Source organism: Streptomyces sp. WAC06614 (genome assembly GCF_003949795.1).
Lineage (GTDB): Bacteria > Actinomycetota > Actinomycetes > Streptomycetales > Streptomycetaceae > Streptomyces.
Map to the genome: position 1 here is coordinate 1 of NZ_RPRY01000048.1, position 21,868 is coordinate 21,868.

The following is a 21,868-nucleotide window of genomic DNA, read 5'->3' on the forward strand; positions in this document are numbered from 1 at the left end:
GTCCTGGGAGACGGTGTACCCGGGCGGGGCGGAGGCGGCGCCCTCGGCCGCCGCCTCCGCCCCGCCCGGGTACACCGTCTCCCAGGACCCCGAAGGCTTCCAGATCGTCGTCCCCGACGGCTGGGACCGTCGCCAGATCAACGACATCGGCCAGGTCCGCTACACCAACGGCGACTTCACCCTGGTCGTCGTGCCCGGCCGGGACGCCGTCGAGGGCCGGCCGGACCCGGCCGCGTACCAGAAGGACAAGGAGCGTGAGCTGGAGCCGTACCGCTCCTCCACCTGGGTGACCTCCAAGGGCATCAGGACGACCACGGTCGGGCAGCGGCTCATCGCCGAGGGGCAGTACACCTGGATCGACGGCAACGGACGGACGGTCTACGCCCGCAACCACGTCGTCGCGCTCGGCGGCCGCTACCACGTGGTGATGGTGACCGGCCCCCAGGACGACGAGGCCAAGGTGTCCGAAATATTCGAGAAGGCAACGGGGAGTTACCGACCGGGCCGTTGAAGCCACCCTGACGGAGAGTCACTACGGCAATTGCGTCACAGTGCTGTCTCACCGCTCCCGTCGTGTACCGGCAGTGGCCGACCGCTCCGTAATCTGGCTCCGAGTGCTCAACAGTGGCGGGGTTTCGTGGAACACAGGACAGGCGCGGGCGCGGTGCTCGCGGGCCGGTACCGGCTCGTCGAGGCCATCGGCAAGGGCGGCATGGGCAAGGTCTGGCGCGCGCACGACCAGCTGCTCAGCAGGACGGTCGCCGTCAAGGAGCTGACGGCCGGTCTGTACGTCGCCGAGGCCGACCGGGAGCTGCTGCACGCCCGCACCCAGAAGGAGGCCCGGGCCGCGGCCCGGATCGCCCACCCCTCCGTGGTGACCGTCCACGACGTGCTGGAGCACGACGACCGGCCGTGGATCGTGATGGAGTACATCGACGGCCCCTCGCTCGCCGAGGCCGCCAAGGCGGCCGGCCGCATCGAGCCGCGCGAGGCCGCCCGGATCGGGCTGCACGTGCTGGGCGCGCTGCGCGCCGCCCACGCGGTGGGCGTGCTGCACCGGGACGTCAAGCCGGGCAACGTCCTGCTGGCCAAGGACGGCCGGGTGCTGCTCACCGACTTCGGGATCGCCGCGATCGAGGGCGACTCCTCGATCACGCGCACCGGCGAACTGGTCGGTTCCATCGACTACCTGGCCCCCGAGCGGGTCACCGGCGGGTCCCCGGACCCGGCCTCGGACCTGTGGTCGCTGGGCGCGACGCTGTACACGGCGGTGGAGGCCCGTTCCCCGTTCCGCCGGACCTCGCCGATCTCCAGCCTGGCCGCCGTGGTCAACGACGAGCCGCCGGTCCCGCGCCAGGCGGAGGCCCTCGGCCCGGTCATCACGGCGCTGCTGCGCAAGGACCCGGCGCAGCGGCCGTCGGCGGCCGAGGCGGAACGGATGCTGCTGGAGGCGATGGAGGGCCGCGCGCCCAAGTCCGCCCAGGCGTACGTACCGACGCGGGCGATCAGCCCGCACGAGCAGCACGGCGCGGTCGGTCCCCACGGCGGCCCCGACGGACGGACCGACGGACACCGCGACGGACACCGCGACGGACACCGCGACGGCGGCCGCCCGGACGGTCGCACCGACGGTCCCCACGACCTCACCGGACCCTCCGACCTCACCACCCCCGGCTCCGCCGACCGGCCCACCACCGGCGGGGTCGCCGGGGCCACGGCCCGGACGGCCGGGCCCGCCGCGGGCCCGGACGGGCAGCAGGCCGCGGTGGCCGGGGACGCGGCGCGCGGTGGGACGCCGGGCCGGGTGCGCCGGGCCGCGCTGGTGGCGGTGGTCGCGGCGGCCCTGGGCGGCGCCGGGGTCTTCGGCGTGCTCAAGATGACCGGCGGCGACACGGACAGCACGCAGAGCGGCCGGGACGACGCCAAGGTGGCGGCGGCCCCGGCGGGCTGGAGCGAGGTCAAGGACCCGGCGGGCTTCACGCTGTACGTGCCCGACGGCTGGCGCCGGCAGAAGGACGGGGACCAGATCGACTACACCCCGGACAACGGCAAGCACTTCATCCGCGTCGCCATCGACACCACGCCGGACTACGAGAACCCGTACATGCACGTGCTCGACCTGGAGAAGCAGGTCAGCCGGCGCACCGACTACAAGCGGCAGAAGCTCAACCAGAACACCTTCCGCGACAGCACCCGCTCGGCGATCTGGGAGTTCACCTGGACGGAGAAGGGGGTGCACGCGGGTCCGCGCCGGTCCATCGAGCAGATGTACATCGCCCCGAACGGGACGGAGTACGCGGTGTACATGTCGGGGCCGGCCGCCGACTGGGCGACCACCCGCACGCAGTTCGACACCGTCCTCAGCGGCTGGGCCCCGAGCGAGGGCTGATCCGGGCCCCGGCCCGGCCCAGGGGCCGGTCCCGGCCATTGCGCCAGCGATTGCTGGCGGCATGGGTAAAATCTGGTTACCGGCGGGTACCCAAAGGTCCGCGATCGTCATACCCTCACCGCCATGACGGTCTCGCAGACGCCTGCCTACACCAATCCCGTGGCTCCCACTCCGGCCGGCGTGCGCACCGCCGCCGACGTCGTGACCCCCGAGCTGGTCGCCCGCCTCACCCGCGGGGTCATCGGCTCCGGCCGCACCGCCAACCACACCCCGTTCACCGGGGCCAAGCTCGCCGACCTGCCCGAGGCCACCCCCGAGGACGTGGCCACCGCCTTCGAGCGGGCCCGAGCCGCGCAGCCCGCCTGGGCGGCGCTGCCGGTCCGCCGGCGGGCCGCCGTCCTGCTGCGCTTCCACGACCTGGTCCTCGACCGGCAGGCCGAGGTCCTCGACCTGATCCAGCTGGAGACCGGCAAGGCCCGCCTGCACGCCCACGAGGAGGTCCAGGCCGTCGCGGTCGCCGCCCGCCACTACGGGCGCAAGGCCCCCGGCTACCTGCGCCCCAAGGGCCACACCGGCGCCGTGCCGGTGCTGACCAAGGTCACCGAGCTGCGCCAGCCGCGCGGGGTCGTCGGGCAGATCGCGCCCTGGAACTACCCGCTGGAGCTGTCCGTCGGCGATGCCCTGCCCGCCTTCGTCGCCGGCAACGCCGTCGTGATGAAGCCGGACACCGAGACCGCGCTGACCGCCCTGTGGGCCCGGGACCTGCTGATCGAGGCCGGGATGCCCGCCGAGGTGTTCCAGGTGGTCCTGGGCGAGGGCCCGGTCGTCGGGCCCGCCGTCGTCGGCCACGCCGACTACGTGTCCTTCACCGGCTCCACCCGCACCGGCCGCGAGGTCGCCCGGGGCGCCGCCGACCGCCTGGTCGGCGTCACCCTGGAGCTCGGCGGCAAGAACGCCATGCTCGTGCTGCACGACGCCGACGTGGAGAAGGCCGCGGCCGGCGCCGTCCGCGCCTGCTTCTCCTCGGCCGGCCAGCTGTGCATCTCCATCGAGCGGCTCTACGTCCACGCCTCGATCGCCGACGCCTTCGTCGAGCGGTTCGCCGCCCGCACCAAGGCCATGCGGCTCGGCAGCGCCCTCGCGTACGGCGCGGACATGGGCTCGCTGGTCGGCGAGCGGCAGCTGGAGACCGTGCAGCGGCACGTGGCGGAGGCCGTGGACAAGGGTGCCCGGCTGGTCGCGGGCGGTGTCGCCCGCCCCGACATCGGCCCGCTGTTCTTCGAGCCGACCATCCTCGACGGGGTCGAGGCGCCCATGGCGGTGTGCGCCGAGGAGACCTTCGGCCCGGTGGTGTCCGTCTACCGCTTCACCGACGAGGACGAGGCGATCGCCGAGGCCAACGCCACCGCGTACGGCCTCAACTCCAGCGTGTGGACCAAGGACGCCCGTCGCGGCCACGCCGTCGCCGCCCGGCTGCGCACCGGCACGGTCAACATCAACGAGGGCTACGCGCCCGCCTACGGCAGCGCCCAGGCGCCCATGGGCGGCATGAAGGACTCCGGCCTCGGCCGCCGGCACGGCTCCGAGGGCATCCTCAAGTACACCGAGGCGCAGACCGTGGCCCACCAGCGACTGCTGCCGATGGCCCCGTCCCTCGGCATGACCGACGAGGCGTACGCGGCCTTCATGACCAGGAGCCTGAAGGTCATGAAGGCCCTCCGACTGCGATAGGGGACGCACACCGGTGGACGACCACAACGGCCACGACGGCCACGACGGCCACGACGGCCACGACGGCCACGGCCGCGCGTACGACGGCCTCGACTACGACGTCCTCGTCATCGGCTCCGGCTTCGGCGGATCCGTGGCGGCCCTGCGGCTGACCGAGAAGGGCTACCGGGTCGGCGTCCTGGAGGCCGGCCGCCGCTTCACCCGCGCGGACCTGCCCAGGAACTCCTGGGACCTGCGCAACTACCTGTGGGCACCGGCCCTCGGGCTGTACGGGATCCAGCGCATCCACCTGCTGGGCAACGTGATGGTGCTGGCCGGCGCCGGGGTCGGCGGCGGCTCGCTCAACTACGCCAACACCCTCTACGTGCCCCCGCCCGCCTTCTTCCAGGACCGCCAGTGGGCCGGCATCACCGACTGGCGCGAGGAGCTGGCCCCGTACTACGACCAGGCCAAGCGGATGCTCGGGGTCCGGCTCAACCCGACCATGACCCCCTCGGACGTCCACCTGAAGGCCGCCGCCGAGAAGATGGGCGTGGGGGACAGCTTCCACATGGCCCCCGTCGGCGTCTTCTTCGGCGACGGCGACGACGCCGAGGGCGCGTCCCCGGCCCGTCCCGGCGAGGAGGTGGCCGACCCGTACTTCGGCGGCGCCGGCCCCGCCCGCAAGGCCTGCACCGAGTGCGGCGAGTGCATGACGGGCTGCCGGCACGGCGCCAAGAACACCCTGACCGAGAACTACCTGCACCTCGCCGAGCGCGCCGGCGCCGTCATCCACCCGATGACCACCGTCACCGCCCTCGCCGAGCACCCCGAGGGCGGCTACCGGGTGCGCACCGTGCCCACCGACCACCGCCGCACGGGCCGGGCGAAGGTGCTGCGCGCCCGGTACGTGGTCGTCGCCGCCGGGACGTACGGCACCCAGACCCTGCTGCACACCATGAAGGACCGCGGCGAACTGCCCCGGATCTCGGCCCGGCTCGGTGACCTGACCCGGACCAACTCCGAGGGGATCGTCGGGGCCCAGACCGACGACCGCCGCTACCGCAAGCGGCACGGCACCGCGGCGGACTTCACCCGGGGCGTGGCCATCACCTCCTCGGTGCACCCCAACGCGGACACGCACATCGAGCCCGTCCGCTACGGCAAGGGCTCCAACGCGATGGGCCTCATGACGGTCCTCCAGGTGCCGTACCACAAGCACCGCGTCGCAGCCTGGTGCGCGCGCACCGTACGGCACCCGCTCCAGCTCCTGCGTTCGCTGTCCAACCGGCGCTGGTCGGAGCGGACCATCATCGGCCTGGTCATGCAGTCCCTGGACAACTCGCTGACCACGTACCGCAGGCCCGGCGGCATCGGCAAGGGCCTGCTCACCGCCCGGCAGGGCCACGGCGCCCCCAACCCGACGCAGATCGCCGAGGCCACGCAGGCGGCCACCCTGCTCGCCGAGGAGATCAACGGCTTCCCCGGCAGCAACGTCGGCGAACTGATGGGCACCCCGCTGACCGCGCACTTCCTGGGCGGCTGCCCGATCGGGGCGAGCGAGGAGGAGGGGGTGGTCGACCCGTACCACCGGCTGTACGGGCACCCGGGGATCTCGGTCGTGGACGGTTCGGCGGTCTCCGCCAACCTCGGGGTGAACCCGTCGCTGACGATCACCGCCCAGGCGGAGCGGGCGATGGCGTACTGGCCCAACAAGGGCGAGGCCGACCCGCGGCCGGCGCAGGGGGAGGCGTACCGGCGGGTGGCGGCGGTGGAGCCGGTGCGTCCGGCGGTGCCGAAGGAGGCGTTCGGGGCGCTGCGGCTGCCGCTGCTGCCCGTTCCGGAGGTCCCGCCGAGGGCGCAGGCATGACGACGGGGTCTGCGCTCCCCCTCCGAGGGCAGACCCCGTACAGAAAGTGACTAGCGGTCGACGCAAAGGGTTGCATGTGATGCGCGCCACGCGGTGAAGGGCGGCGCGCATGAGGGAACGGCCGGCCCGGGCGTCCCCGGGCCGGCCGTCCTGTGGGTGACCGGGCTGCTGTCCCCTGCCGTCCGGTCACGCGCCGCAACGAGGTCCCACGACGCACGCTCCACGGGGCGTGCGTCTCATCGCTGCGGCGGAGCCACGCGTGACACCCTCACCAACGAAGGGCCGCGGGGCCGGTCACGGCCCGGACGGGTGACGCCGGGGCGCGGGCGTCAGACGCGGCCGCGGCACAGCTCCAGCAGCGTCATCGCGAGCGAGGTGCCGGGCTTGCCGAGCGCTTCGCGCCAGTGCGCGAGCACCTCCATCTCGCGCGCGAGGTGCACCCGGCGCCCGCCCGAGGCGATCCGGGCCTCCTGGATCACGGTCGAGACCGCCATCCGTTCCTGGATCAGCCCGATGATGCGGTCGTCGAGGGCGTCGATCCGGGCGCGGGAGTCGGCGACGATCTGCTCGGGGGTGGTGGTGACGGCGGTCATGTTCTCTCTCCTGACGGGCGGTGGGGTGGTGGCCGGCGGCCGACAGGAGCGGAGGAAACGCGAGAGCGCCCCGGCCTGTCGGCCGGGGCGCTCTGGGAAGTCAGCGGCTCGAGCGAGCGTCACGCGGACCCATGGCGACCGGACCGTCCGGTGCCATAGGTAAAGAGGAAGCTCAGCTGCTCGCGCATGGAACGGATTATGGCCCTCCGGTGGCCGTGCGGCCAACCGGGTTCGGATGGTGAGACGAATCGGCAGGTGCCGGCCCCGTTAGAATCGACAAAACAACACCTCTTTTCCGCCGGAAGGCAGCCCCGTGCCCACTGCACCCTCCGCCGCCCCGGACGTCGTCCTCGTTGTCGACTTCGGAGCGCAGTACGCTCAGCTCATCGCCCGCCGCGTCCGTGAGGCCCGGGTCTACAGCGAGATCGTGCCCAGCACGATGCCCGTGGCCGAGATGCTGGCCAAGAACCCCAAGGCGATCATCCTCTCCGGCGGCCCCTCCTCCGTCTACGAGGAGGGCGCCCCGCAGCTCGACCGTTCCCTCTTCGAGGCCGGTGTCCCCGTCTTCGGCATGTGCTACGGCTTCCAGCTCATGGCCACGACGCTCGGCGGCACGGTCGACAACACCGGCGCCCGCGAGTACGGCCGCACCCCGCTGACCGTCACCAAGTCCGGCTCCACCCTGTTCGAGGGCACCCCCGAGCACCAGTCCGTGTGGATGTCGCACGGTGACGCCTGCTCCGCCGCGCCCGAGGGCTTCACCGTCACCGCGTCCACGAACGTGGTCCCGGTCGCGGCCTTCGAGAACGACGAGAAGAAGCTGTACGGCGTGCAGTACCACCCCGAGGTGATGCACTCCACGCACGGCCAGCAGATCCTGGAGCACTTCCTCTACCGCGGCGCGGGCCTGGCCCCGACCTGGACCACCGGTTCCATCGTCGAGGAGCAGATCGCCGCGATCCGCGAGCAGGTCGGCGACCGGCGCGCCATCTGCGGCCTGTCCGGCGGCGTGGACTCCGCGGTCGCCGCGGCCCTGGTCCAGAAGGCCATCGGCGACCAGCTCACCTGCGTGTACGTCGACCACGGCCTGATGCGCAAGGGCGAGACCGAGCAGGTCGAGAAGGACTTCGTGGCCGCCACCGGCGTCCAGCTGAAGGTCGTCGACGCGCAGGAGCGGTTCCTCGACGCGCTCAAGGGCGTCTCCGACCCCGAGGAGAAGCGCAAGATCATCGGTCGGGAGTTCATCCGGGTCTTCGAGCAGGCCCAGGCCGAGATCATCGCCGAGGCCCCGGACGAGACCCCGGTGGAGTTCCTGGTCCAGGGCACCCTCTACCCGGACATCGTGGAGTCCGGCGGCGGCACCGGCACCGCGAACATCAAGTCGCACCACAACGTCGGCGGCCTGCCCGAGGACCTGGAGTTCCAGCTCGTCGAGCCGCTGCGCCAGCTCTTCAAGGACGAGGTCCGGATGGTCGGCCAGGAGCTCGGCCTGCCCGAGGAGATCGTCCAGCGCCAGCCGTTCCCCGGCCCGGGCCTGGGCATCCGCATCGTCGGCGAGGTCACCAAGGACCGCCTGGACCTGCTGCGCGAGGCCGACGCCATCGCCCGCGAGGAGCTGACCTCGGCCGGCCTGGACCGCGAGATCTGGCAGTGCCCGGTCGTGCTGCTCGCCGACGTCCGCAGCGTCGGCGTCCAGGGCGACGGCCGCACCTACGGCCACCCCATCGTGCTGCGCCCGGTCTCGTCGGAGGACGCCATGACGGCCGACTGGACGCGCATGCCGTACGAGGTGCTGGCCCGTATCTCGACCCGGATCACCAACGAGGTCCGTGACGTGAACCGCGTCGTGCTGGACTGCACCAGCAAGCCGCCGGGCACCATCGAGTGGGAGTGAGGAGCCGGATCCCCGGCTCGTCGTGAGGCCGTCGCCGCCCCCCCCGGGGCAGCGGCGGCCTCGCCGCATCTCTGGCCACCTTCGGGCCCCGCCGGTACCTTGCGCCGCGACCGCAGCGCCGCGACCCCGCCGCGCACCGACCGCACCGAGCCGCACCGAGCCGCACCGAGCCGCACCGACAGGAGAGCCCATGGCGCAGCAGCCGGCACCGATCCCCGCGGAGCGCCTGGACCTCGCCCTGCCACCGCTCCTGGACACCGCCGAGGAGGAGCGCACACACCGCAAGGAGCGCCTGGTCCAGGCCCTGCGGGTGTTCGCCGAACGGGGCCTGGACGAGGGCGTCGAGGGCCATCTGAGCGCGCGGGACCCGGAGTATAGCGACTGCTACTGGGTCAACCCCTTCGCCCTGTCATTCACCCGTGTCACGCCCGGGGACCTGCTCCTGGTCGACGGCGGGGGCCGCGTCCTGCACGGGACCCGCCGGGTGAACCAGCTCGCGTTCGCCGTCCACGCCGCCGTCCACCGGGCCCGTCCCGAGGTCGTCGCCGTCGCCCACGTCCCCACCGTCCACGGCCGCGCCCTGGCCGCGCTCGGCGAGGGACTCGCCCCGCTCAGCCAGGAGGCCTGCGCCTTCTACGAGGACCACGCGGTCCTCGACCGGTACGCCGAGCCCGTGGACTGCGGGGCGGTGGCCCGCGCGCTGGGCGGACACAAGGCGCTGCTGCTGCGCGGACGCGGGGTGCTGACCGTAGGGGCGTACGTGGACGCGGCGGCCTGGTGGCTGCTGGCGATGGAGCGCGCGGCCGAGATCCAGCTCCTGGCGCGGGCCGCCGGAAAGCCCCGCCCGGCGGATCACCGCAGTGCCCTCGCCACCCGCGAGCGGTTCGGGACGGACCTGGCGGCCTGGGTCAACTTCCAGCCCCTGCGGCAGCGCGTCGCGTCAACCCCGTGATCCGTCAATCACCCGCTCTGACATCGTGCGCAATCCGGAGCACTGCCGCAGTGGTGCACAATTCGCTGGCATTGCCCGGTAGTTGCATCAGGTAGTTGCACGGTAGTGAGAGAGGCGGCACGCACGTGGCTGTCCAAGAGATCCACCGAAGTACGCACGGCGGCGGCTGCACCTGCGACGACTGCCCGCACGGCGCCCGCGAGGGCCACCGCCGCGCGGTCGCCGCGTTCCTGGAACGGCGCGACGCGCTCGCCGCCGGCCAGGGGCTGCCCGCCGCCGTGGCCCGCTCCGCCGGGGCCTCCCGGCAGTGGGTCTCCGACGAGCTGACCCTCTCCGCCCGTACCGTCGCCGACCGGGGCCGCGAGGCCGGCCACTCCTGGCTGCACGTGCTCTCCCGCCGGGCGGTGCTGGCCGTCTGGGTCGCCGCGGGCGTGCTGCTGGTCGTCCAGGTCGCCACCGCGCTCGGCACCGGCTGGAGCGCCGCCCGGACCGCCGGGCTGCTGGCCGCCGTGATGCTGGCCGGGCTGCTGACGGTCGCCGCCCGCGCCCAGACCCTGCGCGGCGGACTGCTCGCCCCGGTGGTCGGCGAGGACAACCGGCTGTCCACCTCCAAGGCCGTTGCCTGCGCCTGGCTGCTGGTCACCGCGTTCGCGGCGCTGCTGCCCGCGCTGCGGCTGGCCGCCTCCCGGCCCGGCCCCGAGCGCGACGCCCTCTACGCGGGCCTGGACCTGTGGCGGGCGGTGCCGCTGCTGACCGCGGTCGCGCTGACCTCGGGCGTGGCGGTCGTGGTCCGCCGGGTGGTCAGCGTACGGATCATGCGCCAGCGGCTGCAGAAGCTGCCCGCCGACCGCCCGCGCGGCGCGGACCTGCTGACCGACGACGCCGGCCGCGGCAGCTTCGCCGACGCCCAGTACGTGCTCGTCTCCACCGTGGTGCTGGCGTACGCGGTGGTCTCGCTGGCCCGCTTCGCCGACCGGCTGCCCCGGCTGCCGTGGTCGCTGGCGCTGCTGGTGGCCCTCTCCGCGACCGTGTACCTGGCCGCCAAGTACGCCGAGGGCAGCCGCCCGCTGGTCCTGTCCGTGGTCCGCACCCGGGAACGGGGCGACCTGGACTCCGCCGTGCGCACCGGCGACGACATCGAGATCCGCGGGGTGGGGTTCGTCCCGCCCGGGGCCCAGACCCCCGAGATGCTGGCCCGGCTGGTGGTGCGGATCGGCACCGTGCACGTGCACGTACCGCTGGTCCCGGTGGCCGGCGGGTTCGCCAGCCCGTCGGACACCGTGCTGACCGTGCCGGTGCCCGCCGACGTCGAACCGGGACGCATCGACATCCAGGTGGTCACCGCCGCCGGGGTGGAATCCAACCGCTGCACCATCGACGTGACCGAATGATCGGGGTAGACATGGTCCGTGACCCGAACTGACGTCTCCTCCTCCGGTCCGGCCGATCCGGCGGACCGGACCGCACGCACCGCCCGCGCCGTCCCGGCCGGGCTCAAGGACCGGGCCGCCCGGTACGCGCTGCTGCCGCTGCGGATCTTCCTCGGCGTGACCTTCGTGTACGCGGGTCTGGACAAGCTCACCGACTCCGCGTTCCTGTCCGCCTCCGGCCCGGGCTCGATCGGTGACCTGATGCACGGGGTCCGGGACACCTCCGCCGTGCCGGCCCTGGTGGACCTGGCCCTGAAGGCCCCGGTCGGCTTCGCCGTCGTGCTGGCCGTCGGGGAGCTCCTGGTCGGCCTCGGCACGCTGGCCGGGGTGTGGGCCCGGCTCGCGGCCGCGGGCGGGGCGCTGATCTCGCTCAGCCTGTGGCTGACCGTCTCCTGGTCGGCCACCCCGTACTACTACGGCAACGACCTGGTCTACCTGATGGCCTGGCTGCCGCTGGTCATGGCCGGCGCGCCCTACCTGTCGCTGTCGGAGCTCCGGTCGCGGCGGTCGCGCCGGACCGCGTAGGTCACCAGGCCCACCAGCGCCGCCAGGCACAGACCGCCGACGGCCATGGGGACCACCGCGTACCACGCCAGGTCCAGCTCACCGCTCGCGTCGAGCAGGTACAGCACTCCGGCGCAGGTCAGGACCAGGCCCGCCAGCAGCCGTCCCGGCTGGAACTCATGACGCCGCACGGGCCACCTCCACCTGTCCCACACCCGTCCGCAGGTGCAGCTCGATCGTTCCGCCGGCCTCGGTGCCGGGCTCGGGCGGCAGCTCCGCCCGCTGGCTCTGTCCGTGCACGCCCTGGATGCGGTCGGCGCGCTCGCCGGGCAGCTGTACGTCGCCCACCCGGATCGCGATGTCCGCCCGGGTGGTGACCTCGCGCGGCACGATCACCCGGAGCTTGCCCGCGTCCAGCGAGGCCCGCACCGCGAGCGTGGTGCCCCGGGGCACGTCGAGGTGGCTGAGGTCCAGCGTGGCCAGGCCCGTGCCCGCCTCGTACGACGGCCGGACCTCGGACACCGCCGCCGGGCGCCAGTCCACCCGGCCCCAGTCGGTGCCGATGTCCCGCGGCATGACCGCCGCGCCCGCCAGCAGACCGGCGGTGACCAACGACAGCAGGATCGTGCCGAAGCCGGTCCGGCCCTTGACCGAGCTGACCACCAGACCCAGGCCGAACACGGCCAGCGCCGAGGCGAAGGCGACCTGGAGGGCGAAGCCCAGCGGATGGTCCTCCCACACGGCGGCGCCCGAGACGAGCGCGGCCAGCAGCGCCAGCACGAACACCCGCCCGCCGATCCCGCCGCCCCGCGGGCGCCGCACGGGCACGGAGCCCGGCCGGCCGCCCGGCTCCCGGCCGGCGGCGGCCCCGGCCGCTTCGGGCTCGGGCCCCCACAGGTAGCCGGTGCCCACCGGGCCGGTCGTGCCGTCCTTGACCAGCGGGTCGCGCCACCAGGAGGGGCCGCCGGGCACCGGTGGCGCCTGCGTCTCCGGCGGCGGTTCGGCCCGGTGCCGCTCCCGCGCCTCCGGGCCCCGGCCCTCGTCCTCGCCCTCGGGCGCGGCGGCCCGGCGCCGCTGGGAGTGGTACGCCGCGGCGGACACGGCCAGGATCACCAGGAGGGAGAAGCCGCCGAGGCCCCCGTTGTCCAGCATCGACAGGAACAGGGCGCAGCCGACCAGAGCGGCGAGCAGCGCGGCGAGGGTGCCGCCCTCGACCCGGCCGCTCAGCAGCTTCCTCGCCTCGTTGTCCTCCTCGCCGTCCTGCGGCACCAGCAGCCAGGCGAAGCCGTAGAAGATCAGACCGACGCCGCCGGTCACCGCGAGCACGCCGAGCACGATCCGGAACACCACCGGGTCGAGGGCGAAGTACCGCCCGAGCCCCCCGCACACGCCGGCGACGACGTGGTTGCGCTTGCTGCGGCGCAGCGGGGGCCGGTCGGCGGGCGGGGGCGGCGCATCGGCCGCCGGGCTCTGGTGGACGTCGGTCATGTGTCCCATGGTGACGGGCGGGACGGCGCACTTGTACCGGGCCCTACCCTGGCGCAACCCTGATATCCCCCCGTCCGAAGTGGGGGGATGCCCTGATGCCCGGGTCCCGGCCGCCGTGTGACCATCGGGTACATGCCCGTAGCCGCAGCACCCCGCCCCCCGCTCGCCCCCGAACCCGAGGACCAGCCCCAGCGCCGGCTCTACCGGAGCGCCGACGGGCGGATGCTGGGCGGGGTCGCGCGCGGGCTCGCCGGGCACCTGGGGCTGCCGGTGGTCTGGGTCCGGCTGGCGTTCCTCGGCCTGTTCATGTTCGGCGACGGGCTCGGGGTGCTGCTGTACGCCGCGTTCTGGGTCTTCGTCCCGCTCGGCGTCGGCGGGACCACCTCGCCCCGCCCGTACGCCGACGTCCTCTCCCAGGGCCGGCAGCTGCTGCGCAAGCCCGACCGGCGGCAGTTCGTCCCGCTGCTGGTGCTCGTCGTCAGCGTGGCCGTCTTCCTCGGCAAGGTGAAGATCGGCGGCGACTCCGCCCGCTACGCCTGGCCGGTCCTCCTCGTCGGCGCCGGTGTGGTGCTGGTGTGGCGGCAGGCCGACAACGCCCGCAAGCAGAACTGGATGTCCGCCTCCGACCGCAACGCCCGGCTGCTCCAGCTCGGACGCACGCTGGCGGGGGTCGTCCTGGTCGGTGTCGGACTCACCGTGTTCCTCGTCGTCCGCGGCTCCGCCGCCCAGCTCGGCAACGTCCTGACCGCCACCCTCGCCGTCCTGGTCGGCGTCGCGCTGCTCGCCGGCCCCTGGCTGATCCGGATGACCCAGGACCTCTCCGAGGAGCGCCTGATGCGCATCCGCGCCCAGGAGCGCGCCGAGGTGGCCGCCCACGTACACGACTCCGTGCTGCACACCCTCACCCTGATCCAGCGCAACGCCGAGGACGTCGGCGAGGTGCGCCGGCTGGCCCGGGCCCAGGAGCGCGAGCTGCGCAACTGGCTGTACAAGCCCGAGGGCACCGGCAAGGACGAGGCCGAGGAGCCGGCCACCCTCGCCGAGGCGGTCAAGCGGGCCGCCGCCGAGGTCGAGGACCTGCACGGGGTGCAGATCGAGGTCGTGGTCGTCGGCGACTGCCCGCTCGACGAGAGGCTCGGCGCCCAGGTCCAGGCCGCGCGCGAGGCGATGGTCAACGCCGCCAAGTACGGTGGCGAGGGCGGGCCGGTGCAGGTCTTCGCGGAGGTGGAGGGCCGTACGGTCTTCGTGTCCGTACGGGACCGGGGGCCGGGCTTCGACATCGACGCGGTACCGGCCGACCGCATGGGCGTACGAGAATCGATCATCGGCCGGATGCAACGCAACGGCGGCACCGCACGACTGCGGGCCGCGGCGGGCGGCGGTACGGAAGTCGAGCTGGAGATGGAGAGGGCGGGCACGCAATGAGCGAGGCAGACGGCGCGGCGGACCGGCGGGTCCGGGTGGTGCTCGTCGACGACCACCGCATGTTCCGCACCGGGGTGCAGGCGGAGATCGGCGACACCGGGCGCACCGGGGTCGAGGTGGTCGGCGAGGCGGCCGACGTGGACCAGGCGGTCACGGTCATCACGGCCACCCGCCCCGAGGTGGTGCTCCTGGACGTGCACCTGCCGGGCGGCGGCGGGGTCGAGGTGCTGCGCCGGTGCGCCCCGCTGATGGCGGCGGCCGAGCAGCCGGTGCGTTTCCTGGCGCTGTCGGTCTCCGACGCGGCCGAGGACGTCATCGGGGTGATCCGGGGCGGGGCCCGCGGCTACGTCACCAAGACCATCACCGGCGCCGACCTGGTCGACTCGATCTTCCGGGTGCAGGACGGGGACGCGGTGTTCTCGCCGCGGCTGGCGGGCTTCGTGCTCGACGCCTTCGCCTCCACGGACGCGCCGCCGGTGGACGAGGACCTCGACCGGCTGACCCAGCGCGAGCGGGAGGTGCTGCGGCTGATCGCGCGCGGCTACGCGTACAAGGAGATCGCCAAGCAGCTCTTCATCTCCGTCAAGACGGTCGAGTCGCACGTCTCGGCGGTGCTGCGCAAGCTCCAGCTCTCCAACCGGCACGAGCTGACCCGCTGGGCGACGGCGCGCCGACTGGTGTGACGGGCGTGGCCGGCCGACGGCTGTGGCCCGCCGGCAGGTGTGACGGGTGTGACCGGTGTTTCCTGAGGTGTGACTGACACCGCAGGAAAGCGGTGCAACCCGGGCCGGGCCGGGGCGCCTCTTGGGTGGCGTGATGAGCCTGACGGGGACCCCTTTCTTCGCGACGGCGGCCGCGCTGACCGTGGCCGCCGTCGTGCTGCCGCTGGCCGTGTGGAGCAAGGTGCGCGGCCCCGCCGTCGTCCGCGTGCTGCTGCGCGCCCTGATGGTGGTCCTGGCCCAGGTCACGGCCGTGGCCCTGGTGTTCGTCGCGGTCAACCGGGCCGAGAACTTCTACGCCTCCTGGGACGACCTGCTCGGCACCGGCCGCTACGTGAACGCGGCCGAGGACCTCGGCCCGGACGGGCTCGGCGGCAAGAAGCCCGAGGCGCAGCCGAAGGTCCTCCAGGAGTTCCGTCCGGTGGACGAGCTCGGCGGGCGGGTGCGGCAGACCGAACTCGACGGCAAGGTCTCCGGGGTCAAGGGCGAGGTCTTCGTGTGGCTGCCGCCCCAGTACGACGACCCGGCCTGGAAGGACCGCACCTTCCCCGTCGTCGAGCTGATCCCCGGCGTGCCGGGGACGGGCAAGTCGTGGTTCCAGGGGCTCAAGGTGCACCAGCACCTGGAGCCGCTGATGCGCAGCGGAAAGATCCAGCCGTTCGTGCTGGTCTCACCGCGCACCATGCTCCTCGGGAGCGCCGACACCGGCTGCGCCAACCTCCCCGGCAAGGTCAACGCGGACAGCTGGCTGAGCGTCGACGTCCGCAAGATGGTCGTGGACAACTTCCGGGTCCGTCCCGACGCCGCCTCCTGGGGCGTCGCCGGCTACTCGGCCGGCGCCTACTGCGCCGCCAAGCTGGCCATCTCCCACCCCGACCGCTACAGCGCCGCCGTCTCCCTCTCCGGCTACAACGACCCCGGCCAGGAGCCCGCCTCGCTGGTCGGCCAGGACCCGGAGCTGCGCCGCACGCACAACCTGGTCGCCCTGCTGACGGCCGCGCCGGCCCCGCCGCCGGTGTCGCTGTGGATGTCGGGCGCCCAGGCCGACGGCTACGCGTCCGGCCTGGACCTGCAGAAGGCGGCGCGGCAGCCGACCGCGGTGCACGCGGAGAGGGTGCAGGGCGGGCACAACATCGAGACGTGGGTGCGGCAGCTCCCGCAGACGTTCACCTGGCTGAGCGGGCTGCTCAAGGCGGGCTGAGCGCCGGAGCGCCGGCTCGGGCGGGGTGGCGGAGGCCGGGCCGGGCAGCGGCTCAGGCCGGGCGGACCGCGCCGGCCCAGGGCATCGAGTCGACCGGGGCGATCCGCACGCTGGAGCCCGGGCGCGGGGCGTGGATCATCTGGCCGTTGCCGATGTAGAGCCCGACATGGGTGATGCCGGAGTAGAAGAAGACCAGGTCACCGGGGGCGAGCTGGCTCTTGGTGACCCGCTGGCCGGCGTTGATCTGGGTGTAGGTGGTGCGCGGCAGCGACACCCCGGCCGAACGCCAGGCCGCCTGGGTCAGGCCGGAACAGTCAAAGGCGCCCGGCCCGGTCGCCCCCCACACGTACGGCTTACCGATCGCCCCGTACGCGAAGGCCACCGCCCGGGCGGCGCGCGAGCCGTCGGCCACCGGCGGGACCTGCGGGGCCTGCCGGGCGGCGCCCGGCGCGACCGCCGGGCCCGCGGCGGGGTCCTGCGCCTCGTAGCGGGCCCGTTCCTCGGCGGTCAGCTTGGCCAGCAGCTGCCGGGCGGCCGCGAGCTTGCCCTCGGCGGTGGCCTTGTGCCGGGCCAGCTCGGCCTGCCGCTCCCGCAGTTCGACCAGCCGCCCGGACGCCTGCGCCCGCAGCTTGCCGACCTCGTCCAGACCGCGTCGTACGGAGGCCAACTCGGCCGCGCTGCGGTCGCCGGCCCGGGTCATGAGGGCCATGCCCTCCAGGTACTGCTGGGGGTCGCGGGACAGGGCCAGCCGCAGCGCCGGGGTCAAGGCGCCGCTGCGGTACTGGGAGGCGGCGAGCGCGCCGAGGGCGGAGCGGGCGGTGTTCAGCCGGTCCGTCCTGCGGGCCGTCTCGTCGCGCAGCCCCTCCAGGGCCCGCTGCGCCTCGTCGGCCTTCTCCTTCGCCCCGTTGTACTGCTCGGCCGCCGCCTCGGCCTCCTCGTAGAGCCGGTCGACCTGCTCCTTGACCTGCGGGGCGGTGGGCCCGGGGTCGGCGTGCGAGGTGCCTTCGAAGGCGGTGGCGGTGGCAGCGCCCGCCAGGGCGAGGGTGGCGGCGGTACGGACCGTGCCGCCGGAGAGCGGGCGCTGCCTGGGCTTTCGATGACTGGCCACGCGGCCTTCACGTCCTTCCCCTGTCAGGTGGGTCTTGGGGGAGGACGCTAAACCTCGGGGTCACGGCCGGCTGCCGAGATGATCCGAAGTGTTCGGATCCGACCGGGTCGCGACCGCCGCCGACCGGCCGGTGGTGGAACCGGGCCGGAACGGGAGGTGCTCAGGCGCTCAGCGACTCAGGCGCTCAGGGCGGGGGCCCAGTGGCTCAGGCGCTCAGTGCCAGAGGAGCGCGATGAAGATGTTGGCCACGGTCAGGCCGCCGACCGCACCGAAGAGCGCCTTCTCGACCCGCTCCTCGTCCCGCTTGACGTAGACGAGGGCGAGGACCACGAACAGGACCGCGAGCTTCACGCCGATCTTGACGTGGTGGAGACTCCCGCCGTCCATCTCCCGCAGGCCCACCAGGACCATGCCGGTGAGCAGCATGGTCAGCGCACCGTGCAGCATGCCGGGCGTGAACCGCGCGGTGCCGGTGCCCATCGCCTTCATCTGGCCGAGGAAGCCGCCGAGCAGGGCCGCTATGCCGATGATGTGCAGGCCGACGAAGACGCTGATGAGGACGCTCATACGGGGGAGCGTACGGGGGGCGCCCGGACCGGCCGCGGGCGGGGTCCGCGGGGTCCTGGCACGTGTTCAGTTCCGGGCGGGGCCGCCGCCGGCCGTCCGCAGGAACGGCAGCAGCTCGGCGAGGACCGCCTCCGGCTGCTCCTCGGGCAGGTAGTGGCCGCAGTCGTCGATGCGGACCACCCGGGTGTCGGTGCCGTGGGCGGGGACGGCGGCGCGCAGCGCCTCGTAGTTGCTGCGGTCGCCGCCGAGCGCGAGCAGCGGCACGGTCACCGGGTCGTACGTGCGCAGGTCGGCGACGTCCTGCGGGAAGGCGCGGTACCAGTCGTTGCCCGCCCGGACCGCCTCGGCCGAGTCGTAGGCGCGGGCGTAGACGGCCCGGGAGCGGGCGTCGATGCGGTCGGGGTCGGCCGCGCCATGGGTGAAGAGCCAGTCCAGCAGGAGGCGGTAGCGCCCGGCGAGCAGGGCCTCGGGCAGCCCGTGCACCTGGTTGAACGCGAACCACCACAGGTGCCGTCGGCCGTCCTGCGGCAGCAGGGTCAGCTCCGCCCAGCCGTCGTCGGGGTGGGAGACGTCGAGGAGGGTGACGCTGCGGGTGGCCTCCGGGTGGTTGGCGGCGTGCGCGTGGGCGACCATCGCGCCGATGTCGTGGCCGACCAGATGGGCGGAGGCGATGCCCAGCCGGCCCAGGAGCGCGTGCACGTCGGCCGCCATCGTCCGCTTGTCGTAGCCGGTCTCCGGCTTGGCCGAGCCGCCCATGCCGCGCAGGTCGACGGCGAGCACCCGGTGGTGGCGGGCCAGCTCCGGCAGCACCTTGTGCCACTGCCACCAGGTCTGCGGCCAGCCGCCGAGCAGCACCACGGGCGCGCCGGGGCCGCTGCCGCCCTCGACGTAGTGCAGCCGGGTGCCGTTCACGTCGGCGTGGGCGCTGGTGAAGGCGCCGTCGAGGGAGGCGGCGAGCGCGGCGTCGGACAGGTCGTGCGGGGACATGGCGGGTCCTCACTTCGTGGGCTCGGTGACCGTACGAACTTTTCGTACGGACGGCGACGAGAAAGACCGTACGAGATCTTCGTACGGTTGGTCAATGCCCGGCGGGCCATTCCGTACGAGATCTGCGTACAGTGGAGCCATGGCCGCCACCACCGAGCTGACGCACCCCCGGACCGACCGCATCGACCTGGTCGAGGTCCTGGCGGCGCTCGGGCATCCCGCCCGGCTGGAGATCGTCCGCAAGCTCGCCGCGGCCGGGGAGTCGTACTGCGGCGAGGTCGTGCCCGACCTGCCGCGTTCCTCCGTCACGCACCACCTGAAGACGCTGCGCGAGAGCGGTGTGATCACCCAGCGCCCGGGCGGGCGCAAGCTCTACCTGGCGCTGCGCCGCGAGGACCTCGACGCCCGTTTCCCCGGGCTGCTGGAGCTCGTCCTGGGGCTGGCCGGGCGGGACGTGCCGTAGCGCACGTGCACCGATTTCGCCACGCCGGGACCGCGTGTCGGTGGGGAGCCCTAGACTCGGAAGGCGATGAGCAGCCTCTTTGACGACAGCTTCCTGGCGGACCTCTCCCCGGCCGACGAGGAACCCCCGCCCCCGCCCGAGGACCACGCCCCGGAGGCGGGTGCGGACGACCTCTTCGAGGGCCACTTCGACCTGCCCATGTCCGGCGACCGGTACTACCGGGACGGCTCGGCCAAGCCGGTCATCGACCCGGAGACCCTGCTCCACGGGCTGAACGAGCAGCAGCGTGCCGCCGTCGTGCACGCCGGCTCGCCCCTGCTCATCGTCGCCGGCGCCGGCTCCGGCAAGACCCGGGTCCTCACCCACCGCATCGGGCACCTGCTCGCCGCCCGCGGCGTCCACCCCGGCCAGATCCTCGCGATCACCTTCACCAACAAGGCCGCCGGGGAGATGAAGGAGCGCGTCGAGGCCCTGGTCGGCCCGCGCGCCCACGCCATGTGGGTGTCCACCTTCCACAGCGCGTGCGTGCGCATCCTGCGCCGCGAGTCCAAGAAGCTCGGCTTCACCTCGTCGTTCTCGATCTACGACGCGGCCGACTCCAAGCGGCTGATGGCGCTGGTCTGCCGGGACCTCGACCTGGACCCCAAGCGCTACCCGCCCAAGTCCTTCAGCGCCAAGATCTCCAACCTCAAGAACGAGCTGATCGACGAGGACGCCTTCGCCGGCCAGGCCGCCGACGGTTTTGAGAAGACCCTCGCCCAGGCGTACGCGATGTACCAGGGGCGGCTGCGCGAGGCCAACGCGCTCGACTTCGACGACATCATCATGACCACGGTCCACCTGCTCCAGGCGTTCCCCGACGTCGCCGAGCACTACCGGCGCCGCTTCCGGCACGTCCTGGTCGACGAGTACCAGGACACCAACCACGCCCAGTACACCCTGGTGCGCGAGCTGGTCGGCCCCGGCTACCCGGACCTGCCGCCGGCCGAGCTGTGCGTCGTGGGCGACGCCGACCAGTCGATCTACGCCTTCCGCGGTGCGACCATCCGCAACATCCTCCAGTTCGAGGAGGACTACAAGGACGCGACCACCATCCTGCTGGAGCAGAACTACCGCTCCACGCAGACCATCCTGTCCGCCGCCAACGCCGTGATCGAGCGCAACGAGAACCGGCGTCCCAAGAACCTGTGGACGGACGCCGGCGCCGGCGCCACCATCACCGGCTACGTCGCCGACACCGAGCACGACGAGGCGCAGTTCGTCGCCGACGAGATCGACCGGCTCACCGACGCCGGCGACGCCAAGGCCGGCGACGTCGCGATCTTCTACCGCACCAACGCCCAGTCCCGTGTGTTCGAGGAGATCTTCATCCGGGTCGGCCTGCCGTACAAGGTCGTCGGCGGCGTCCGCTTCTACGAGCGCAAGGAGGTCCGGGACGTCCTGGCCTACCTGCGTGTCCTCGCCAACCCCGAGGACAACGTCCCGCTGCGGCGGATCCTGAACGTGCCCAAGCGCGGCATCGGCGAGCGTGCCGAGGCCATGGTCGACGCGCTGGCCCTGCGCGAGAAGATCACCTTCCCGCAGGCCCTGCGCCGGGTGGACGAGGCGTACGGCATGGCCGCGCGGTCCACCAACGCGGTCAAGCGGTTCAACGTGCTGATGGACGAGCTGCGGACCATCGCCGAGTCGGGCGCCGGCCCCGCCGTGGTGCTGGAAGCGGTCCTGGAGCGCACCGGGTACCTGGCCGAGCTCCAGGCCTCGACCGACCCGCAGGACGAGACCCGGATCGAGAACCTCCAGGAGCTGGCGGCCGTCGCCCTGGAGTTCGAGCAGGCCCGCGGCGAGGACAATCCCGGCTCCCTGGCCGAGTTCCTGGAGCAGGTCGCCCTGGTCGCCGACTCCGACCAGATCCCGGACGAGGACGAGGACGGCACGGGCGTCATCACCCTGATGACCCTGCACACCGCCAAGGGCCTGGAGTTCCCGGTGGTCTTCCTGACCGGCATGGAGGACGGGGTCTTCCCGCACATGCGGGCCCTCGGCCAGACCAAGGAGCTGGAGGAGGAGCGCCGGCTGGCCTACGTCGGCATCACCCGGGCCCGCGAGCGGCTGTACCTGACCCGCTCGGCGATGCGCAGCGCCTGGGGGACCCCCTCGTACAACCCGCCGTCGCGGTTCCTGGAGGAGATCCCGGACCAGTTCCTGCACTGGAAGCGGACGGGTGCGGTGCAGAAGCCGGCCGGTCCGATGTCGGGCGGGCGCGGTGCGGGCAAGGCCTCGTTCGGTACGTCGCCCGAGGCGTTCCTGTCGTCCGCGCGGACCAGGTCCGGACCGTCGGGCTTCGCCACGCGGCGGGCCACGGAGAAGCCGGTCGTCGCGCTCGCGGTCGGGGACCGGGTCACGCACGACCAGTTCGGCCTGGGCACGGTCATGGAGGTCAAGGGGACCGGCGCGGACGCGCAGGCCACGATCGACTTCGGGGACGACAAGCCCAAGCGGCTGCTGCTGCGGTACGCGCCGGTGGAGAAGCTCTGAGGCTTCGGGGTACGGGGTGCTGCGGCCCGCGGG

Annotated in this window: 19 protein-coding genes; 13 read left to right on the forward strand and 6 right to left on the reverse strand. The window is 73.3% G+C overall.

The window, feature by feature from the left end:
* The 4 genes from EF918_RS36865 to EF918_RS09630 form a co-directional block, all read left to right on the forward strand.
* A partial coding sequence (locus tag EF918_RS36865; RefSeq protein WP_185921668.1) for a serine/threonine protein kinase occupies positions 1 to 511 on the forward strand: 511 nt, incomplete at its 5' end.
* A 126-nt stretch (positions 512 to 637) separates the two neighbouring features.
* Complete coding sequence (locus EF918_RS09620) at positions 638 to 2,389, forward strand: serine/threonine-protein kinase (RefSeq protein WP_125643762.1); 1,752 nt, start codon at positions 638 to 640, stop codon at positions 2,387 to 2,389.
* Between the two features lie 123 nt (positions 2,390 to 2,512).
* The gene (locus EF918_RS09625; RefSeq protein ID WP_125643764.1) at positions 2,513 to 4,120 is read left to right on the forward strand and encodes a succinic semialdehyde dehydrogenase; all 1,608 of its coding nucleotides are present in this window, start codon (positions 2,513 to 2,515) and stop codon (positions 4,118 to 4,120) included.
* Between the two features lie 109 nt (positions 4,121 to 4,229).
* Complete coding sequence (locus EF918_RS09630; RefSeq protein WP_260610017.1) at positions 4,230 to 5,969, forward strand: GMC oxidoreductase; 1,740 nt, start codon at positions 4,230 to 4,232, stop codon at positions 5,967 to 5,969.
* A gap of 329 nt (positions 5,970 to 6,298) precedes the next feature.
* Here the strand turns inward: EF918_RS09630 and EF918_RS09635 are convergent, their stop codons facing one another.
* A complete protein-coding gene (locus EF918_RS09635) occupies positions 6,299 to 6,562 on the reverse strand; it encodes a chorismate mutase (RefSeq protein ID WP_125643768.1) in 264 nt (87 codons plus the stop codon).
* 313 nt (positions 6,563 to 6,875) lie between these two features.
* On the opposite strand from EF918_RS09635, the gene guaA reads away from it, so the two are divergent.
* The 4 genes from guaA to EF918_RS09655 all read left to right on the forward strand — a co-directional run bounded on the left by guaA (position 6,876) and on the right by EF918_RS09655 (position 11,363).
* Positions 6,876 to 8,456, forward strand: coding sequence for a glutamine-hydrolyzing GMP synthase (gene guaA, locus EF918_RS09640; protein WP_125643770.1), 1,581 nt, complete (start codon positions 6,876 to 6,878; stop codon positions 8,454 to 8,456).
* A 190-nt stretch (positions 8,457 to 8,646) separates the two neighbouring features.
* Positions 8,647 to 9,408, forward strand: a complete 762-nt coding sequence (locus tag EF918_RS09645) for a class II aldolase/adducin family protein (RefSeq protein WP_125643773.1) — start codon at positions 8,647 to 8,649, stop codon at positions 9,406 to 9,408.
* A 125-nt stretch (positions 9,409 to 9,533) separates the two neighbouring features.
* On the forward strand, positions 9,534 to 10,799 hold the full coding sequence (locus tag EF918_RS09650) for a hypothetical protein (protein ID WP_185921669.1): 1,266 nt from the start codon (positions 9,534 to 9,536) through the stop codon (positions 10,797 to 10,799).
* Between the two features lie 129 nt (positions 10,800 to 10,928).
* Positions 10,929 to 11,363 carry a DoxX family membrane protein gene (locus EF918_RS09655; protein ID WP_260610018.1) on the forward strand — a complete coding sequence of 145 codons (435 nt, stop codon included), beginning with the start codon at positions 10,929 to 10,931 and terminating at the stop codon, positions 11,361 to 11,363.
* Here EF918_RS09655 and EF918_RS09660 read toward each other — a convergent pair.
* A complete protein-coding gene (locus EF918_RS09660; RefSeq protein ID WP_125643777.1) occupies positions 11,312 to 11,533 on the reverse strand; it encodes a hypothetical protein in 222 nt (73 codons plus the stop codon). The two genes, EF918_RS09655 and EF918_RS09660, sit on opposite strands and share 52 nt — an antisense overlap.
* Positions 11,520 to 12,830: a PspC domain-containing protein gene (locus tag EF918_RS09665; RefSeq protein ID WP_125643779.1), complete on the reverse strand. Its 1,311-nt coding sequence runs from the start codon at positions 12,828 to 12,830 to the stop codon at positions 11,520 to 11,522. The genes EF918_RS09660 and EF918_RS09665 overlap by 14 nt, the downstream gene beginning before the upstream one ends.
* A gap of 132 nt (positions 12,831 to 12,962) precedes the next feature.
* Here EF918_RS09665 and EF918_RS09670 point away from each other — a divergent pair, with 132 nt between their 5' ends.
* The 3 genes from EF918_RS09670 to EF918_RS09680 all read left to right on the forward strand — a co-directional run bounded on the left by EF918_RS09670 (position 12,963) and on the right by EF918_RS09680 (position 16,175).
* Positions 12,963 to 14,255 carry an ATP-binding protein gene (locus EF918_RS09670; RefSeq protein ID WP_125643781.1) on the forward strand — a complete coding sequence of 431 codons (1,293 nt, stop codon included), beginning with the start codon at positions 12,963 to 12,965 and terminating at the stop codon, positions 14,253 to 14,255.
* Complete coding sequence (locus tag EF918_RS09675) at positions 14,252 to 14,938, forward strand: response regulator transcription factor (RefSeq protein ID WP_125643783.1); 687 nt, start codon at positions 14,252 to 14,254, stop codon at positions 14,936 to 14,938. The genes EF918_RS09670 and EF918_RS09675 overlap by 4 nt, the downstream gene beginning before the upstream one ends.
* A 133-nt stretch (positions 14,939 to 15,071) precedes the next feature.
* Positions 15,072 to 16,175: an esterase family protein gene (locus tag EF918_RS09680; protein WP_185921670.1), complete on the forward strand. Its 1,104-nt coding sequence runs from the start codon at positions 15,072 to 15,074 to the stop codon at positions 16,173 to 16,175.
* Between the two features lie 52 nt (positions 16,176 to 16,227).
* On the opposite strand, the gene EF918_RS09685 is transcribed toward EF918_RS09680, so the two are convergent.
* The 3 genes from EF918_RS09685 to EF918_RS09695 form a co-directional block, all read right to left on the reverse strand.
* Entirely contained in the window at positions 16,228 to 17,283 is a 1,056-nt protein-coding gene (locus tag EF918_RS09685; protein WP_125643787.1) for a C40 family peptidase, read from the reverse strand.
* Between the two features lie 213 nt (positions 17,284 to 17,496).
* The gene (locus tag EF918_RS09690) at positions 17,497 to 17,850 is read right to left on the reverse strand and encodes a hypothetical protein (RefSeq protein ID WP_125643789.1); all 354 of its coding nucleotides are present in this window, start codon (positions 17,848 to 17,850) and stop codon (positions 17,497 to 17,499) included.
* A gap of 66 nt (positions 17,851 to 17,916) precedes the next feature.
* The gene (locus EF918_RS09695; RefSeq protein WP_125643791.1) at positions 17,917 to 18,837 is read right to left on the reverse strand and encodes an alpha/beta fold hydrolase; all 921 of its coding nucleotides are present in this window, start codon (positions 18,835 to 18,837) and stop codon (positions 17,917 to 17,919) included.
* Positions 18,838 to 18,976: 139 nt separating this feature from the next.
* On the opposite strand from EF918_RS09695, the gene EF918_RS09700 reads away from it, so the two are divergent.
* The gene (locus EF918_RS09700; protein WP_125643792.1) at positions 18,977 to 19,300 is read left to right on the forward strand and encodes a helix-turn-helix transcriptional regulator; all 324 of its coding nucleotides are present in this window, start codon (positions 18,977 to 18,979) and stop codon (positions 19,298 to 19,300) included.
* Between the two features lie 66 nt (positions 19,301 to 19,366).
* On the forward strand, positions 19,367 to 21,835 hold the full coding sequence (gene pcrA / locus EF918_RS09705) for a DNA helicase PcrA (RefSeq protein ID WP_125643794.1): 2,469 nt from the start codon (positions 19,367 to 19,369) through the stop codon (positions 21,833 to 21,835).
* Positions 21,836 to 21,868 lie beyond the last annotated feature (33 nt).

Bases quoted from the DNA above. Each gene is read 5' to 3' on its own strand.
- EF918_RS09625 (WP_125643764.1), top strand. From the start codon at position 2,513: ATGACGGTCTCGCAGACGCCTGCCTACACCAATCCCGTGGCTCCCACT.
- EF918_RS09635 (WP_125643768.1), bottom strand. From the start codon at position 6,562: ATGACCGCCGTCACCACCACCCCCGAGCAGATCGTCGCCGACTCCCGC.
- EF918_RS09645 (WP_125643773.1), top strand. From the start codon at position 8,647: ATGGCGCAGCAGCCGGCACCGATCCCCGCGGAGCGCCTGGACCTCGCC.
- EF918_RS09665 (WP_125643779.1), bottom strand. From the start codon at position 12,830: ATGACCGACGTCCACCAGAGCCCGGCGGCCGATGCGCCGCCCCCGCCC.
- EF918_RS09670 (WP_125643781.1), top strand. From the start codon at position 12,963: ATGCCCGTAGCCGCAGCACCCCGCCCCCCGCTCGCCCCCGAACCCGAG.
- EF918_RS09675 (WP_125643783.1), top strand. From the start codon at position 14,252: ATGAGCGAGGCAGACGGCGCGGCGGACCGGCGGGTCCGGGTGGTGCTC.
- EF918_RS09680 (WP_185921670.1), top strand. From the start codon at position 15,072: ATGAGCCTGACGGGGACCCCTTTCTTCGCGACGGCGGCCGCGCTGACC.
- EF918_RS09690 (WP_125643789.1), bottom strand. From the start codon at position 17,850: ATGAGCGTCCTCATCAGCGTCTTCGTCGGCCTGCACATCATCGGCATA.
- EF918_RS09695 (WP_125643791.1), bottom strand. From the start codon at position 18,837: ATGTCCCCGCACGACCTGTCCGACGCCGCGCTCGCCGCCTCCCTCGAC.
- EF918_RS09700 (WP_125643792.1), top strand. From the start codon at position 18,977: ATGGCCGCCACCACCGAGCTGACGCACCCCCGGACCGACCGCATCGAC.
- pcrA (WP_125643794.1), top strand. From the start codon at position 19,367: ATGAGCAGCCTCTTTGACGACAGCTTCCTGGCGGACCTCTCCCCGGCC.